Genomic DNA, 13,341 nt, shown 5'->3' on the forward strand with positions numbered 1-13,341 from the left:
CAATCCGCAGGCCGCAAAACTCCGCCCAGCCGACAACCAATTTGAAGAGGAAGCCCGGCAATGCGCTGTTTTGCCATCGATGCCAGTTCCGATGGGGTCCTTGCCGCGGAAAGGAGAACCTGCGCTTCCTCTTCGGCAAAAACGCAGCCGGCGTTCTGAAGCTTGCTTACAAGAGGCACGTAAGCAGTATTGGAATCGCTCGGAAAAGCTTTCCCTGCCTCCATAGAGTCCCCCCCCTCTATCTCATCACCGGTCTAACGCGAAAAGAAATAGCCGTTATCCCCAATATGAAGGAGGTAACGGCTTAATTCCAAGGATTTTTTATCTTAAAAAAGCTTTCCCTTTTAAACTCCAGTGAAATTCGTTATTGTTACTGTGAAACTCGCTAATATCACATGAGAGGGTCACGATGATGAATAACCTGTTGAACGATCTGGTTTTATCCGTAGAGAAGCAAAATCTTCAAGTTCTGAATGTCGTAGTGCGGCAGGACGGTCGCATTATTGCGAGACATGATTTTGTAGAAGAGGCACCGGTTCTTTTGTATTCCGTGAGCAAAACCTTCACTTCCATGGCGGCCGGTATCGCGATGGATGAAGGCTATTTCTGCTTACATGATCGTGTCGTCGATTTTTTCCCCGATGTTCCCCAAGCACAAGCAATCAGCTATCTAAAAAGGGTGACGATCCACGATTTGTTATGTATGGGAACTGGACATGCGGAATGCCCGGTAACAAAGGCGGACTGGGAAAATGGAAAAAGCTGGGATATATGTCAGTTGTTCTTTAACGAGCCCTTCGTTTACGAACCCGGCACTCATTTTACCTATGATAATTCGGCAACCTATATGCTGTCCAAAATAATCGGTTTGATCACAGGAACCAGATTGGATAACTACCTGGATAAAAGAATCTTTCAACCGTTAGGCATTCCCAAACCTAGATGGGACACATGTCCGCAAGGAATTCCGCAAGGATTTTCTGGGCTGTATTTAACGGCAGAGCAGTTATCCTGTTTTGGGCAATTAATTCTTGATCGAGGCGTATGGAACGGGAAACCGCTTATTCCAGCAAACTATATTGAACAAGCGGCATCCGTCCAAATCAAAACCAGCGATTTTAACAAAAGCTTCGCAACGGCCGACCATCACCAAGGATACGGCTACCAAATGTGGATGAATTCATACCCGAATTCCTTTCGCATGGACGGGTTATATGGCCAGTATGTTGTCATCCTGCCGGATCGGAATGCCGTTATCACATTTGTGTCAAACGAGCCTGAAAACATGACGGGTGTTCTTGAACTAACCTGGAATACACTAATCGATAAGCTATAGTTAGAACACGAAATCCTCGTCTCGCAGCTGCTCGACTTTGGTGGCGCGGACGTAGCCGTTGCCCTTTTTCGAGAAAAAGTCGTGCTGCTTCGTATGGGTGCTGATGCCGTTCAAGACGATGGGATTGATCTCTTCCTCAGGGAATATAGGTTCAAGTCCCAGATTCATCAGCGCTTTGTTTGCGTTGTAACGCAGATAGGCTTTCACTTCATCCGAAAGGCCGATGGCGCTGTACAGCGATTCCGTGTAGCGCTCCTCGTTGTCGTGCAAAGTCACCAGCAGGGTGAGCAGCTCCCGAACGGCTGACTCCCGCTCTCCGGCTTCCAGCTTCCCGGAAATTTCCTGGGCCAGAACGCCCACGTACAGTCCGTGGATGCTTTCGTCCCGCAGGATGAGGTCGATGATCTCACCGCTGGACGTCATTTTTCCTTGTCCCGCCAAATAGAGCGGGTAGAAAAAACCACTGTAAAACAGATAGCTTTCCAACAGCACGGAGGCAGCCATAGCCAAATACAGGTCCTTCGGCGTACGGATGTTTTCGTAATAGGTGGAAATTCTCGCAGCCTTCTCCTGCAAATGCGGATTGTCTTCCACCCAACGGAATACGTCGTCGATTTCCTCCGTCGTCGCCAGTGTAGTGAAAATGCTGCTGTAGGATTTGGCGTGAATCTGCTCCATCATGCCCATGAAGGCGAGAACAGCTTTACGCTGCAAGCCCTCCACGTGCTCCATGATCTTCGGCATCCCGACGCCGCCTTGCACGGTATCCAGCAGGGTAAGTCCGCCCAACACTTTCATGTAGGTATCCCGTTCGTCGTCGCTCAGCTTGATCCAGGCCATTTTGTCGTCGGATAAAGGGATTTCATCGTCAGTCCAAAACTGCATAATATTTTGCTTCCAGAAGACTTGGGTAAAATCGTCGTCGGGACGGTTCCAATTTACGGCTCGTTGTACGCTCATCGCTTGTCTCTCCTTTGTTTCCAGCCCTGTCGCCGATTTATGCACGTTACACGGAACAGGCGATACACTCTTCCATGGTCAGATGGTTGGTGCGGGTATAGTAAAGGGATTTCAGCCCTTTTTTGGCGGCGTAAATGTAGTAGCGGGCCAGCTCCCTGGTAGAAACGTCACTGTTGACGTGGAGTACCGCAGAAATGCCCTGATCGATGTGCGGCGTCATTTCGGCGATCAGATCAATCACCTTCAATTGGTCCATACGGTAAGCCGATTTGTAAAAGAAAAACGTATCCTTGCTTAAGAAAGGCATTGGATAATAGGTCGTCGAGTTGGCGTAGGTTCGGGTTTCGATAGGCTCGACGATAGGCATGACGCTGGCGGTGGCATTTTGGATGTAGGAAATGCTCTGGGTCGGAGCGATGGCCAGCCGGTAGGCGTGATAAAGCCCCTTTTCCGCAACGTTTGCCGCAAGCTGGCGCCATTCCTCCGGTCCGGGAACATCCATGCCTGCGAATAGCTCTTGCACTTTGGCCGTTTGCGGGCGGTAATCCGTCGTCAGATAGCCTTCAAAATAGACTCCAGTGGCGTAATCGGAGCTAGCAAATCCGGCGAAGGTTTCCCCGGTCTCCGCAGCAATCTCCATACTTTTTTCCATGGAGTAATAGTTCATCATCATGAAAAACACGCGGACGAAATCCTTCGCTTCTTCACTCTCGTAAGCGATCCGATTTTTCGCCAAATATCCGTGGAGGTTCATAGCACCGAGCCCGACGGAATGGAGTTCGCTGTTGGCTTTTACGACGCCAGGGGCGTTGCCGATCCGGCTCATATCGCTGACTGCTGTAAGGGCAATAATGCCTTCGCGTACGGATTCCCGCACTTTATGCTCATCCATCACATTGGCGATATTAAGCGATGCCAGGTTGCAGCAGATATCCCGGCCGATGCGGTCGGGGGTGCCGTAATCACCGATTTCCGACGTCTCTTGAAGCTGGAAAATTTCCGTGCACAGATTGGACATTTTAATGGTGCCTAAATTGCGCAGGGCGTGAGCCTGGTTGGCGTTGGTGCGGTTCATGATATAAGGGTAGCCGGATTCCAGTTGAATGGCGGCGATCTTGGTCAGCATGTCCCGGGCGCTCATGATGATCTTCTTCTTTACCCGTTTGTCGGCAAGAAGCGTCTCGTACATGGCGTCAATATCCATATCATCCAGATGTGTGCCGTACGCTTTATAGACGCTGTATGGTGCAAACACGTGCAGAGGCTCGTTCGCAGCCGCCAATTGATAGAGCTTGTTCGGGACGATGAGGCCGATGGACAAGGTCTTCAGCCGGGTTTTCTCGTCGGCGTTGATTTTCTTCGAATCGAGGAACTCCAGAACGTCCCAGCCGAAAATGTTGTAATACGCCGCGCCCGAACCTTTGCGCTGCCCCATTTGATCGGCATAGGAGAAGGCGTCCTCCATGAGCTTGAGCACCGGCATGATGCCTTTGGCCGCGCCTTCTACTCCCTTGATCGGCTCGCCGCGTCCCCGTAGCTTGGACAGGTTAACCGCCACACCGCCGCCAATTTTGGACAGCTGCATGCAGGTGCCCAGCACATAGTTAATGGAGTTAAGAGTATCGTCCATCTCCAGCAGGAAGCAGCTTACCATTTCGCCGCGGCGTTTTTTGCCGGCATTCAGAAAGGTGGGCGTCGCCGGCTGCAGCCGCTGTTCCATCATGGATGCCGCTAACTGCCGCGCGGTCTCCACCTTTCCGTGACCAAGATGCAGCGCCGTTACCGCAACCCGGTCGGCGTAGCTCTCCAGATAAAGCGATTGGTCATTGGTTTTCAAGGCGTAATCCGTATAGAACTTGGATGCAGCCATATAGGATTGAAACTGGAAGGGATAGCTGCGGGTTAAAGTAAAAACATCTTCGACCTCCCCTTCCGTATAGCGGGAATAAAAATCCTCGTAATAATCATGTTCGATTAAATATCGGACCTTTTCGGTTGCTGTGGCGAAGGTCATCGTCTTTTGAGCCGCCTCTTCCATCAAAGCGGCAACGGCCCGCCGGTCTTCCTCAAGCCGGAAAAAGCCGTCCGCATCCTTCAACATCAAGCGGTTGTTTAATTCAATGGATGTCAGCAATGGTATCAACCTCTTTCTTGAAGGATTCAATGTCCCGGGTCGTGCCGGACAGTTCGAATTTCCCAATGACTGGAATGTCGTAAAGATGGGCGATCTTATCTGCGCTGATGGCAAAATTGGTACCCCAATTGCGGTTGCCGCTGGCTGCCACTCCCCGCAAATAGCGGTGGTTGTCTTGTTTCTCCAAGAAGCGCAGCGTTTGCTCCGGCGCTTGGCCAAAGCCAGTTGTATAGGTGACAAGAACGAAGGGTTCTTCCATGACGGCGTCGTCTTCCAGCTTCATGAGCGGCATGTCCAGCCTGGAGACGAAACGTCCGACGTTTCCCGTGCGGCTATCGAATACGACCAGCAATGCCGATCCCTCCTTTTTCAATAGGTGTTCACGATATAAGGATTCCGTCACTACAAAACCTGATTATTCTTCCAATCGCTGTTGCGCTCAGATTCCATGATTAGACAACTTCATAAAGGTAGGAATCTGATCACAAAGGCGACCGCTGACGCTTTTCCAGAACAATCGGTTTCTCCGCTCCTTCATCCCTTTCTTTCGTTCAACTTATTTCATTTTTCGTTTCGGAGAATGTTCACTGCTCCCACAAAACGACTTCCCCCTGCTGTTGCGTAGAGGCTACATCGATGAGCCGCTGATTGGTAGAGCCGCGAAAGCGCAAGCTTAAGCTGCGCCGTTCCCATTCAAAACGGCCGTCCACAAGCACATCGGTATAGCTCAACAGCTTGTGCCAATCCTTCCGTTTAAGGGAGCCCTCCGCGATTTCCTCGTAGGTATAACCTGTGTAAGTCATAACATGGAGACCGCGGGCTTTGGCCGCTTCCGCCAGCTTTGCAAAGCCTGGTGCCTGAGAAAAGGGCTCCCCGCCGCTTAACGTGATGCCGTCAAGCAGAGGGTTTCGCTCTAGTTCCTCCAAGATCTGTTTCACTTCAACCGCTCCTCCGCCTTCAAAAGGGTGGGTTTGCGGATTGTGGCAGCCTTTGCAGCGGTGGGGGCAGCCTTGGGCGAAAACCGTGAGACGCAGGCCTGGCCCGTCGACGATGGAGTCTTTTACGATGCCGGAAACGCGAATGATCATGGCTGCTGTCTCTCCTTCCGTTGAAGTGATTCCTCGCTTGTCGCTCGTCCAGCACTTCAACCATTATATATGTTTAGCCGTGTTTAACCCGGTCGTGTTCTTCCGCCTTTTTGGCGTTATTGAAGCGGTCGAGGGTGCCTACCAGATATCCGGTAATGCGCCGAATGCGCTCGAAGCGAGGAGCCCCTTCCGTTTCTTGTCTCCCGCAGAACGGGCATTCGTCGTCGATGATGCCGGTGTATCCGCAAACGGGATCGCGGTCTACCGGATGGTTAACCGAGCCATAGCCAACGCCGCTTTCCTTCATGGCGCGGACGATTTTTTCGAAAGCTTGGAGATTTTGCAGAGGATCTCCGTCCAGTTCCACGTAGGTGATGTGGCCCGCATTCGTCAAGGCGTGATAAGGCGCCTCGGTTTGAATTTTATCGTAAGCGGTAATATCGTGATAAACGGGAACGTGGAAGCTGTTGGTGTAATAATCCCGATCCGTTACACCAGGAATGGAGCCGAACAGGAGCTGGTCCATCTTCACAAAGCGACCGGAGAGACCCTCGGCAGGGGTAGCCAGCAAGGTGAAATTCATGCCGGTGCGCTCACTTTCCGCATCCATCCGCTTTCTCATCGTGCCGATAATCCGGAGACCTAGCTCTTTTGCTTCTGCCGTTTCGCCGTGGTGCGAGCCGATCAGCGCCTTCAAGCATTCTGCCAAGCCGATAAAGCCGACGGACAAGCTGCCGTGCTTGATGACCTCGCGGATTTCATCTTCCGGACCCAGCTTGCCAGAGTCTAGCCATACCCCCTGTCCCATAAGGAATGGGAAATTCTTTACTTTTTTCCGCGCCTGAATTTCGTAGCGCTCAAAGATTTGGTCGACAGTCAGATCCATCGTCTCGTTCAAGGCGAGGAAAAAGGCGTTGACATCTCCCCGGTGTTTTAGCGCAAGCCGTACCAGGTTGATGGTGGTGAAGCTGAGGTTGCCCCGTCCAAAGGTGATTTCCCGTTCCGGATCGTGGACGTTGCCGATGACTCGGGTGCGGCAGCCCATATAGGCGATTTCCGTTTCCGGCTTGCCCGGCTTGTAGTATTGCAGGTTGAACGGCGCGTCTTGAAACGAGAAATTTGGGAACAGCCGTTTTGCGCTAACCTGGCATGCCAGTTGAAACAGATCGTAATTGGGGTCCCCCGGATTATAGTTGGTACCTTCTTTGACCCGGAAGATTTGGATCGGAAAAATCGGAGTCTCGCCGTTACCCAACCCTTTTTCCGTAGCCAGCAGGATGCCTCTCACGACCATGCGGCCTTCTGGCGTTGTATCCGTTCCATAGTTGATGGAGCTGAAAGGCGTTTGCGCACCGGCGCGGCTGTGCATCGTATTGAGGTTATGAATCAAGGCTTCCATCGCTTGGTAAGTGCTGCGCTCCGTATCCGCCAGAGCTTGGGTTGCAGCGATGCGTTGAGCTTCCACTGCCTGTTCGGAGCTGCCAGTAAGCTCGCTCAAGAGACGCTCCTCTTCGACACGCTCCTCCGGCGTGCTGGAGATATTGGGCCACACCGGATTGGCACTATACAAAGCCTGCAGATTAAGGTACGCCTTGTTGTTTTCCGGCGTCACGCTCCACCGCCATTCCAGCAAGCGGTTCATATTGGTGCGGTAGTGGCGGGCATAGGTTTTTGCTACGCCTTTAGCCAAACCGTAATCGAAGTTGGGGATGCTTTGTCCGCCGTGCTGATCGTTTTGATTGGATTGAATGGCGATGCAGGCTAGAGCGGCATAGCTTTGGATGTCGTTGGGCTCTCTCAGGCTGCCGTGCCCGGTGCCAAAGCCTCCTTCAAACAATTGTTCGATATCGATTTGGCAGCAAGTGGTGGTCAGAGTAAGGAAATCGAGATCGTGTATATGGATATCGCCTACCCGGTGGGCGGCGGAATGTTCCGGTTTCAGGATAAACATTTCGTTAAACTGTTTGGCTCCTTCTGAGCCGTATTTCAGCATCATGCCCATGGAGGTGTCGCCGTCGACGTTGGCGTTTTCCCGTTTGATCTCGCTGTCCGCCGCTTCCCGGTTGGTGATATCTTCGTAGATGCGCATCAAACGGGTGTCCATTTCCCGTACCCGGGTCCGCTCCGCCCGATAAAGTATGTATGCCTTAGCGGTATGGACGAGACCTTCCATCATGAGGACCTCTTCCACAATATCTTGAATCTGTTCGACTTGGGGAACTTGCTGGGAGTCCCCGGCGTTCACTTTTAGCAGTACTTTCTCCGCCAAAGCAAAAGCGCCGTCTTCGCTTGTCTCTCCCGTTGAAATCGCCGCCTTGCGAATGGCGTTGGCAATTTTCTCGATGGAAAAAGGAGTTTCCCGTCCATCTCTCTTGCGGATCTTTGTAATCATCGTTCGTACATCTCCCAAGGTCATATTAAAAAGCGCCTCCATCACCCCTATTGGGATCAAGGAGACGCGCGAAAAACTGCGATAGCAAACAGAAGGCAGCCTTCGAACAACTCCCTATCATCCGTAGGGATTACGTGTTCACAAACAGGCAGGTCTCCTGGCTCTGGCGTCAACATTCCCATGATCCTTCCCGGCTGTAGACAGCCAGTGGATACCTTTCATGAGAACTCTTCCATTACAGTGGCGGGACCGCACCGGTCTTGCACCGGCTTCCCTATTAAGCTTGCTCCAAAAGACTTCAATCATGGAAGAAGCACCTGTTCATTACAAGATATTGTGTTCACTAGTGAATGCTACACCAATATATTGGGAACTGTCAAGGGGGCCAGAGCTCTATGACTAGAGTCGCGATAGCCTGTCCCGAAGCGGATTTCCTATGAAACTATGAGAATTACGCAAAAAAAATTTCACAAAAAACTTGATCAAGATCAAGGATTCCGCGATAGCGGTATGCCATACTAAAACCATCAAAACGAAGGAGGAACAGATCATGGAACGGAAATCATTGCAGGACGCTGTGGAGTATGCTGAAGACAAATTTACGAAACGCATTCTTTTCAAAAAGGACGACAGCGTCGCCTTTGTGTTGAATTTTTTGCCGGGACAGGAACTGCCGGTGCATAAGCACCCTCAAGCGGATGTTTATATTTTGGCTCTCGTAGGTAATGGGACGTTGACTATTAATGGTGAAGAGAGCGCACTTCACCAAGGGGATGTAATTAACGTAAACGGAGATGAAGATTTCAGCTACCGCAACAGCGGAAGCGCTCCAGCCAGCCTTTACGTTATCTTGAGCCACATCCCCACCCCGGACTACGCGAAAAAGATTTGATTTACTGGAAAGCGGTCTTTGTCCCGAGCGGAACGATCTGCACCCATGTCTTCCCAGGCAGAAGTGGCAGTTCCTTGCCGTCTTTGTAGGCGCGGATCGCTCCGTTTTTCATCTCCCATTTGATGGTTTGTACTTTGCCCTGCTGCAGCAAATACCCGTCGCCCGGACCTTGCACATCGACGGATTGCCGGCCGGCGTTATCCAACACCCGGTGTTTGGTCTCGATAATGAACAAATTATTGGCAAACAGCTGCACACCGGTTTCTTTATCCAGATGGGGTTTTCCATCCATTTCACGCATATAGAGGCCTGTCGCTTCGTCGTAATTATACGCAACCTTGTAGCCCAGCAAATAGGGGATGTCCACTCTTTTCGCAGGGAGTCCCTCCACTTTCAAATCCTTTTGGGCAAAAAGCAGCTGGGGGTTCGTCCAAGTGGTGCGGAACTTTCTGCGCGCTGCTCCTTCGGTCGCTTTTTCGAAAGAGGTGTATAAGTTGTGTGGAGCTTTGCGTTCTTTAGAGCGCCAGTAGGAAGCGCCATCGCCGTACAGTTCATCGAGATGGGCGACGCCCAGTTTTACCATCATGTTCATGGCGTCCTGGCTCCATCCGGCATGCACTAGGATGGCATCGAGTCCATGGCCGATCTCCACAAAATAAGGACGCATGCTGCGCACCGGACCGATTATCGTTGGCTGCTGACTTTGGAAAATGGCTAGAAAGCGGGTAATCTCCCCTTCCGCCAGAACTTCATAAACGATGTCTGCCTTGTCAAGCCCGCTTTGAGGCCGGGCGGCAGGTGAATTTTCAACGGTTACCAAAAAGGGACGTGTATTCAGTTCCGTCATGCTTCCGAGACCGGTTAAAGGAAAAGTATAGGGATTGACGGTTTCCGCTGTGGGAGCGGGCGTGCTGGCAGCCGTCTCGGCGGGAGTTGCGGTTACGGTCGTTGTTGGTTGCGGGGGGGATTTTTTGGCGTTGCATCCGATAACAGTGGTGGATAAGACCGTGCAGCAGATGATGAGCAGGAACCTTTTCTTCCGTTTCATATCGATTCTCCTTTCAGCTGATCAGAATGGAAGTTAACTATGACTTGCTTGTTTAGGCGGATATCCAATCCGCTGATGTCATCGTGACATATCATTACAGTACGGGTGTAATACCCAATTCGCCTCGAAAGGATGATTAAGCGATGATGCCAATGCCTCAAATGCCCATGCAAATGCCCACCGGGCAAGTTGCTGGAACGTCTCCTGTAGCGCAAGCTCCAACTGGCGCCGTCATGCTTCCTACCCAATATGTGGTCCGCGACTTTTTCTTCCCGCAGCCGGTTCAGTACATTCAGCCAATAGAAGTTGTCAACCGGTACCATCCGGTTCCTGTCCCCCAATATTGCGTAACTTGTACGGAGAGAGACATCATTTGCGGACCTGAAACTGCAAGAGAGTAGGTCTTGGGGCGTCAAGGAGCAGCCGGCAGCGGTTAGCTCCTTTTCTTTTTTAGCTTCTCTCTAATTCTCTTTGTCCCTTTGGGATTCCTGTTTCTTCGCGCAAAAAAATGCACGGAAGAAATCCGTGCATGTCATTCTGCTCTTTTATCCTTTCTGCTGTTCGATCAACAGGGTGGTAATGTATTTCCTGCCTTCTGAGGTGAGAAGACGCAGTTCTGCAGGATGTTCCTGGCTGTTCGTTTTGTGGAAACACACCATTGCTCCATCCAGGTCCTCGCTGATTTCGCGGATGATGTAACCGGAAGCGATAAAGCCGTCGATTCCCTTCTTCTCCCTGGAAAATTCCTCGTGGGCGGTCATCCGCTCACCCCTCCCAGCGACTTCTCCTTAAGCGGGAGCCTTTCCGGCTGATTGAACCGTTTCCGCGGTAAATAGTGGCCGTAGCCCGGCGTCCCGACGAATTGTTTGTCACGTATGACATATTCGCCCCGGACAAGCACGGATACGGGCTCACCCGTTACCTTCATTCCTTCGAAGGCATTGTAGTCCACCTTCATATGGTGGCTGGAGGCGGATATCGTCCGCTCGGCGTAGGGATCGAAGATGACCAAGTCGGCGTCGCTGCCGATGGCAACGGTGCCTTTTTGCGGGAATAAGCCGAACAGCTTGGCGCTGGAAGTGGCAATGATATCGGCGAAGCGATTGAGGGAGATTCGTCCCTTTGCCACCCCTTCGGAATAGAGAAGGCTGAACCGGTCCTCGATGGTCGGGCCGCCGTTGGGGATTTTCGAAAAGTCGTGGATGCCCAAGTCTTTTTGTCCGTTGAAGTTGAAGGAGCACTGATCCGAGCCGATGGTTTGCAGCATGCCGTTTTTCAGCAAGTCCCACAGGACGTCTTGGTTCCATTTCTCACGCAGAGGCGGAGACCAGACGTATTTAGCCCCTTCGAAATTCGGCAGATTCAGTACGCTGACATCGAGGAGCAGATATTGCGGACAAGTTTCCCCGTAGATACGCAAGCCCTTTTTGCGGGCCTCCTCGATCTTCCATGCGGCCTCGGCACAGGTAACATGGACGACATAAAGCTGGGAATCCGCCAATTCCGTCAAATTGCACGCTCTCCCTGTCGCTTCACCCTCAAGCACAGCCGGCCGGGTCAAGGCGTGGTAGATGGGATCGGTTTTTCCATCCGCCAGCGCTTTATTTATTAGATAGTCAATAACGTCGCCGTTTTCCGCATGGACCATGACGAGGGCACCTTGCTCTTTTGCCAGCAGAAGGGTTTTATACAGCGTGTCATCATCGGCTTGGAAGACGTTTTTATAGGCCATAAAAACCTTTAGCGAGGTGATACCTTCCTCGTCGATGATCTGCGGCAGTTCAAACAGGACGTCGTCGTTCAGCTCCGCCACCATCAGATGGAAGCTGTAATCGATGCACGCCTTCCCTCTTGATTTGTCATGCCATGTTTTCACGGCGGATTGCAAAGGAGCGCCTTTTGAAGTGAGGCAGAAGTCGATGACCGTCGTTGTGCCGCCGAAGGCCGCCGCCCGGGTGCCGCTTTCGAAATCATCAATAGTTACGGTGCCACCGAATGGCATATCCAGATGAGTATGAGGGTCAATGCCGCCCGGGAAAACGTAGCAGCCGGCAGCGTCGATGACTTCCGCACCTTGCGCCTCCAACTCGACGCCGATCATGACGATGACGCCGTCATCGATGAGGATATCGCCGAAGTACGTATCCGTCGCCGTTACAATGGTTCCGTTTTTCACCAGCTTCTTCATCCTACACCACCTCCAATTTGGAAACGCCGCCGGTATTCAAGCCGGTCAACGCTTTTTGCCGGTCATTCCAAGTCATGGGCACTTCTCCGCCGGATACTTCAACCATTTGGATGACGTCGTCCACCGGGCAAACAATGGAACAGAGGTTGCAGCCGACGCAATCATCTTCCCGGACCTGCAGATAAGGTCTGCCGTCATCAGTCGTGTGCCGCTCGATACATTGATGGGAACTGTCCTCGCAGGCGATATGGCATTTATTGCAGTTGATGCATGTACTCGTATCGATGCGGGCGACGATTTTGTAATTCAGATCGAGATCGCCCCAATCGGAATACTTCGAGACGGACTTGCCGATCAGTTCCATAACGGATACGATGCCGCGGTCATCCAAGTAATTGTTCAAACCGTCGAGCATTTCTTCGACGATGCGGAAACCGTGGTGCATGACGGCCGTACACACCTGGATGCCGGTGGCGCCCATCAGCATGAATTCCACCACGTCCTGCCAGGTGGAAATGCCGCCGATTCCGGAAATCGGAACCGACACGTGCGGATTGCGCGCGCACTCGCCCACCATGTGCAGGGCGATGGGCTTTACGGCCGGACCGCAATAGCCGCCATGGGCGCCTTTTCCCGCCACATGAGGAATCGTATTCCAGGTATCGATATCGACTCCGGCTAAACTGTTAATGGTATTAATTAAACTGATGGCATCGGCTCCGCCCCGCTCGGCATGGCGGGCCGTCATGGTGATATCGGTTATATTCGGCGTTAGTTTGACTATGACGGGCGTCTGCGCCACTTCCTTAACCCAATAGGTTTGCATCTCCACTAGATCCGGCTGCTGTCCGGAAGCGGCGCCCATTCCCCGCTCCGCCATCCCGTGAGGACAGCCGAAGTTCAGCTCCAAACCGTCAACGCCGACGGCTTCCACCCGTTTTACCAGCTCGTGCCATTTTTCCCGCTTTGGCTCGACCATCAGGGAGGCGACGAGGGCGCGGTCGGGAAAGAGTTTTTTCGTTTCAGCAATCTCCTTTAAATTGACATCCAGCGGACGGTCGGTGATGAGTTCGATGTTGTTGAAACCGGCAACCCGCTGACCGCTAAAATGCACCCCGGCAAAGCGGGCGGTGGTGTTGATGATCGGTTCGCCCAGTGTCTTCCAGACCGCTCCTCCCCACCCCGCCTCAAAGGCTCGCTGTACCTGGTACCCCGTGTTGGTTGGAGGCGCGGAAGCGAGCCAAAAAGGGTTCGGAGAAGCGATTCCCGCAAGATTGATCCTTAAATCAGCCATCTCTCTCAG

General features: G+C 52.2%; 12 protein-coding genes, 1 pseudogene and 1 riboswitch. Of the genes and pseudogenes, 3 read left to right on the forward strand and 10 right to left on the reverse strand.

Annotated features, from left to right (window positions below; genetic code table 11):
* Positions 1–224: pseudogene (locus TJ79_RS04570) on the reverse strand (hypothetical protein); the annotation flags it as partial.
* A gap of 185 nt (positions 225–409) precedes the next feature.
* On the opposite strand from TJ79_RS04570, the gene TJ79_RS04575 reads away from it, so the two are divergent.
* Entirely contained in the window at positions 410–1,336 is a 927-nt protein-coding gene (locus tag TJ79_RS04575; RefSeq protein ID WP_040949121.1) for a serine hydrolase domain-containing protein, read from the forward strand.
* On the opposite strand, the gene nrdF is transcribed toward TJ79_RS04575, so the two are convergent.
* The 5 genes from nrdF to TJ79_RS04600 form a co-directional block, all read right to left on the reverse strand.
* Positions 1,337–2,296 (reverse strand): class 1b ribonucleoside-diphosphate reductase subunit beta, encoded by a 960-nt coding sequence (nrdF, locus tag TJ79_RS04580; RefSeq protein ID WP_040949122.1) that lies wholly within the window; start codon positions 2,294–2,296, stop codon positions 1,337–1,339.
* A 46-nt stretch (positions 2,297–2,342) separates the two neighbouring features.
* Positions 2,343–4,427, reverse strand: a complete 2,085-nt coding sequence (gene nrdE, locus TJ79_RS04585; protein WP_155987773.1) for a class 1b ribonucleoside-diphosphate reductase subunit alpha — start codon at positions 4,425–4,427, stop codon at positions 2,343–2,345.
* Complete coding sequence (gene nrdI / locus TJ79_RS04590) at positions 4,414–4,782, reverse strand: class Ib ribonucleoside-diphosphate reductase assembly flavoprotein NrdI (protein WP_040949123.1); 369 nt, start codon at positions 4,780–4,782, stop codon at positions 4,414–4,416. The genes nrdE and nrdI overlap by 14 nt, the downstream gene beginning before the upstream one ends.
* Before the next feature lie 232 nt (positions 4,783–5,014).
* Positions 5,015–5,512, reverse strand: a complete 498-nt coding sequence (gene nrdG / locus TJ79_RS04595) for an anaerobic ribonucleoside-triphosphate reductase activating protein (RefSeq protein ID WP_202903287.1) — start codon at positions 5,510–5,512, stop codon at positions 5,015–5,017.
* 79 nt (positions 5,513–5,591) lie between these two features.
* Positions 5,592–7,910 carry an anaerobic ribonucleoside triphosphate reductase gene (locus TJ79_RS04600; protein ID WP_040949132.1) on the reverse strand — a complete coding sequence of 773 codons (2,319 nt, stop codon included), beginning with the start codon at positions 7,908–7,910 and terminating at the stop codon, positions 5,592–5,594.
* Positions 7,911–8,040: 130 nt separating this feature from the next.
* Positions 8,041–8,246, reverse strand: a riboswitch (cobalamin riboswitch).
* 214 nt (positions 8,247–8,460) lie between these two features.
* Between TJ79_RS04600 and TJ79_RS04605 the strand changes: the two genes are divergently transcribed.
* Positions 8,461–8,802, forward strand: a complete 342-nt coding sequence (locus tag TJ79_RS04605) for a cupin domain-containing protein (RefSeq protein WP_040949125.1) — start codon at positions 8,461–8,463, stop codon at positions 8,800–8,802.
* 1 nt (position 8,803) lies between these two features.
* Here TJ79_RS04605 and TJ79_RS04610 read toward each other — a convergent pair whose 3' ends face one another.
* The gene (locus TJ79_RS04610; protein WP_040949126.1) at positions 8,804–9,850 is read right to left on the reverse strand and encodes a DUF3048 domain-containing protein; all 1,047 of its coding nucleotides are present in this window, start codon (positions 9,848–9,850) and stop codon (positions 8,804–8,806) included.
* A gap of 143 nt (positions 9,851–9,993) precedes the next feature.
* On the opposite strand from TJ79_RS04610, the gene TJ79_RS04615 reads away from it, so the two are divergent.
* Positions 9,994–10,251: a hypothetical protein gene (locus TJ79_RS04615; RefSeq protein ID WP_040949127.1), complete on the forward strand. Its 258-nt coding sequence runs from the start codon at positions 9,994–9,996 to the stop codon at positions 10,249–10,251.
* A gap of 144 nt (positions 10,252–10,395) precedes the next feature.
* Here the strand turns inward: TJ79_RS04615 and TJ79_RS04620 are convergent, their stop codons facing one another.
* Genes TJ79_RS04620 through preA form a run of 3 tightly spaced genes read right to left on the reverse strand, consistent with a single transcriptional unit; the run spans position 10,396 to position 13,332 of the window.
* On the reverse strand, positions 10,396–10,611 hold the full coding sequence (locus TJ79_RS04620) for a hypothetical protein (protein ID WP_040949128.1): 216 nt from the start codon (positions 10,609–10,611) through the stop codon (positions 10,396–10,398).
* Positions 10,608–12,038 carry a dihydropyrimidinase gene (gene hydA / locus TJ79_RS04625; protein ID WP_040949129.1) on the reverse strand — a complete coding sequence of 477 codons (1,431 nt, stop codon included), beginning with the start codon at positions 12,036–12,038 and terminating at the stop codon, positions 10,608–10,610. Before hydA ends, TJ79_RS04620 begins: the two co-directional genes overlap by 4 nt.
* Before the next feature lies 1 nt (position 12,039).
* Positions 12,040–13,332, reverse strand: coding sequence for an NAD-dependent dihydropyrimidine dehydrogenase subunit PreA (preA, locus tag TJ79_RS04630; RefSeq protein ID WP_040949130.1), 1,293 nt, complete (start codon positions 13,330–13,332; stop codon positions 12,040–12,042).
* Between the last annotated feature and the right edge of the window lie 9 nt (positions 13,333–13,341).

Source organism: Gorillibacterium massiliense (genome assembly GCF_000455485.1).
Taxonomy (GTDB): Bacteria; Bacillota; Bacilli; order Paenibacillales; family NBRC-103111; genus Gorillibacterium; species Gorillibacterium massiliense.

Coding starts and splice junctions, on each gene's coding strand:
- TJ79_RS04575 (WP_040949121.1), top strand. CDS start 410: ATGATGAATAACCTGTTGAACGATCTGGTTTTATCCGTAGAGAAGCAA.
- nrdF (WP_040949122.1), bottom strand. CDS start 2,296: ATGAGCGTACAACGAGCCGTAAATTGGAACCGTCCCGACGACGATTTT.
- TJ79_RS04600 (WP_040949132.1), bottom strand. CDS start 7,910: ATGATTACAAAGATCCGCAAGAGAGATGGACGGGAAACTCCTTTTTCC.
- TJ79_RS04605 (WP_040949125.1), top strand. CDS start 8,461: ATGGAACGGAAATCATTGCAGGACGCTGTGGAGTATGCTGAAGACAAA.
- TJ79_RS04610 (WP_040949126.1), bottom strand. CDS start 9,850: ATGAAACGGAAGAAAAGGTTCCTGCTCATCATCTGCTGCACGGTCTTA.
- TJ79_RS04615 (WP_040949127.1), top strand. CDS start 9,994: ATGATGCCAATGCCTCAAATGCCCATGCAAATGCCCACCGGGCAAGTT.
- TJ79_RS04620 (WP_040949128.1), bottom strand. CDS start 10,611: ATGACCGCCCACGAGGAATTTTCCAGGGAGAAGAAGGGAATCGACGGC.
- hydA (WP_040949129.1), bottom strand. CDS start 12,038: ATGAAGAAGCTGGTGAAAAACGGAACCATTGTAACGGCGACGGATACG.
- preA (WP_040949130.1), bottom strand. CDS start 13,332: ATGGCTGATTTAAGGATCAATCTTGCGGGAATCGCTTCTCCGAACCCT.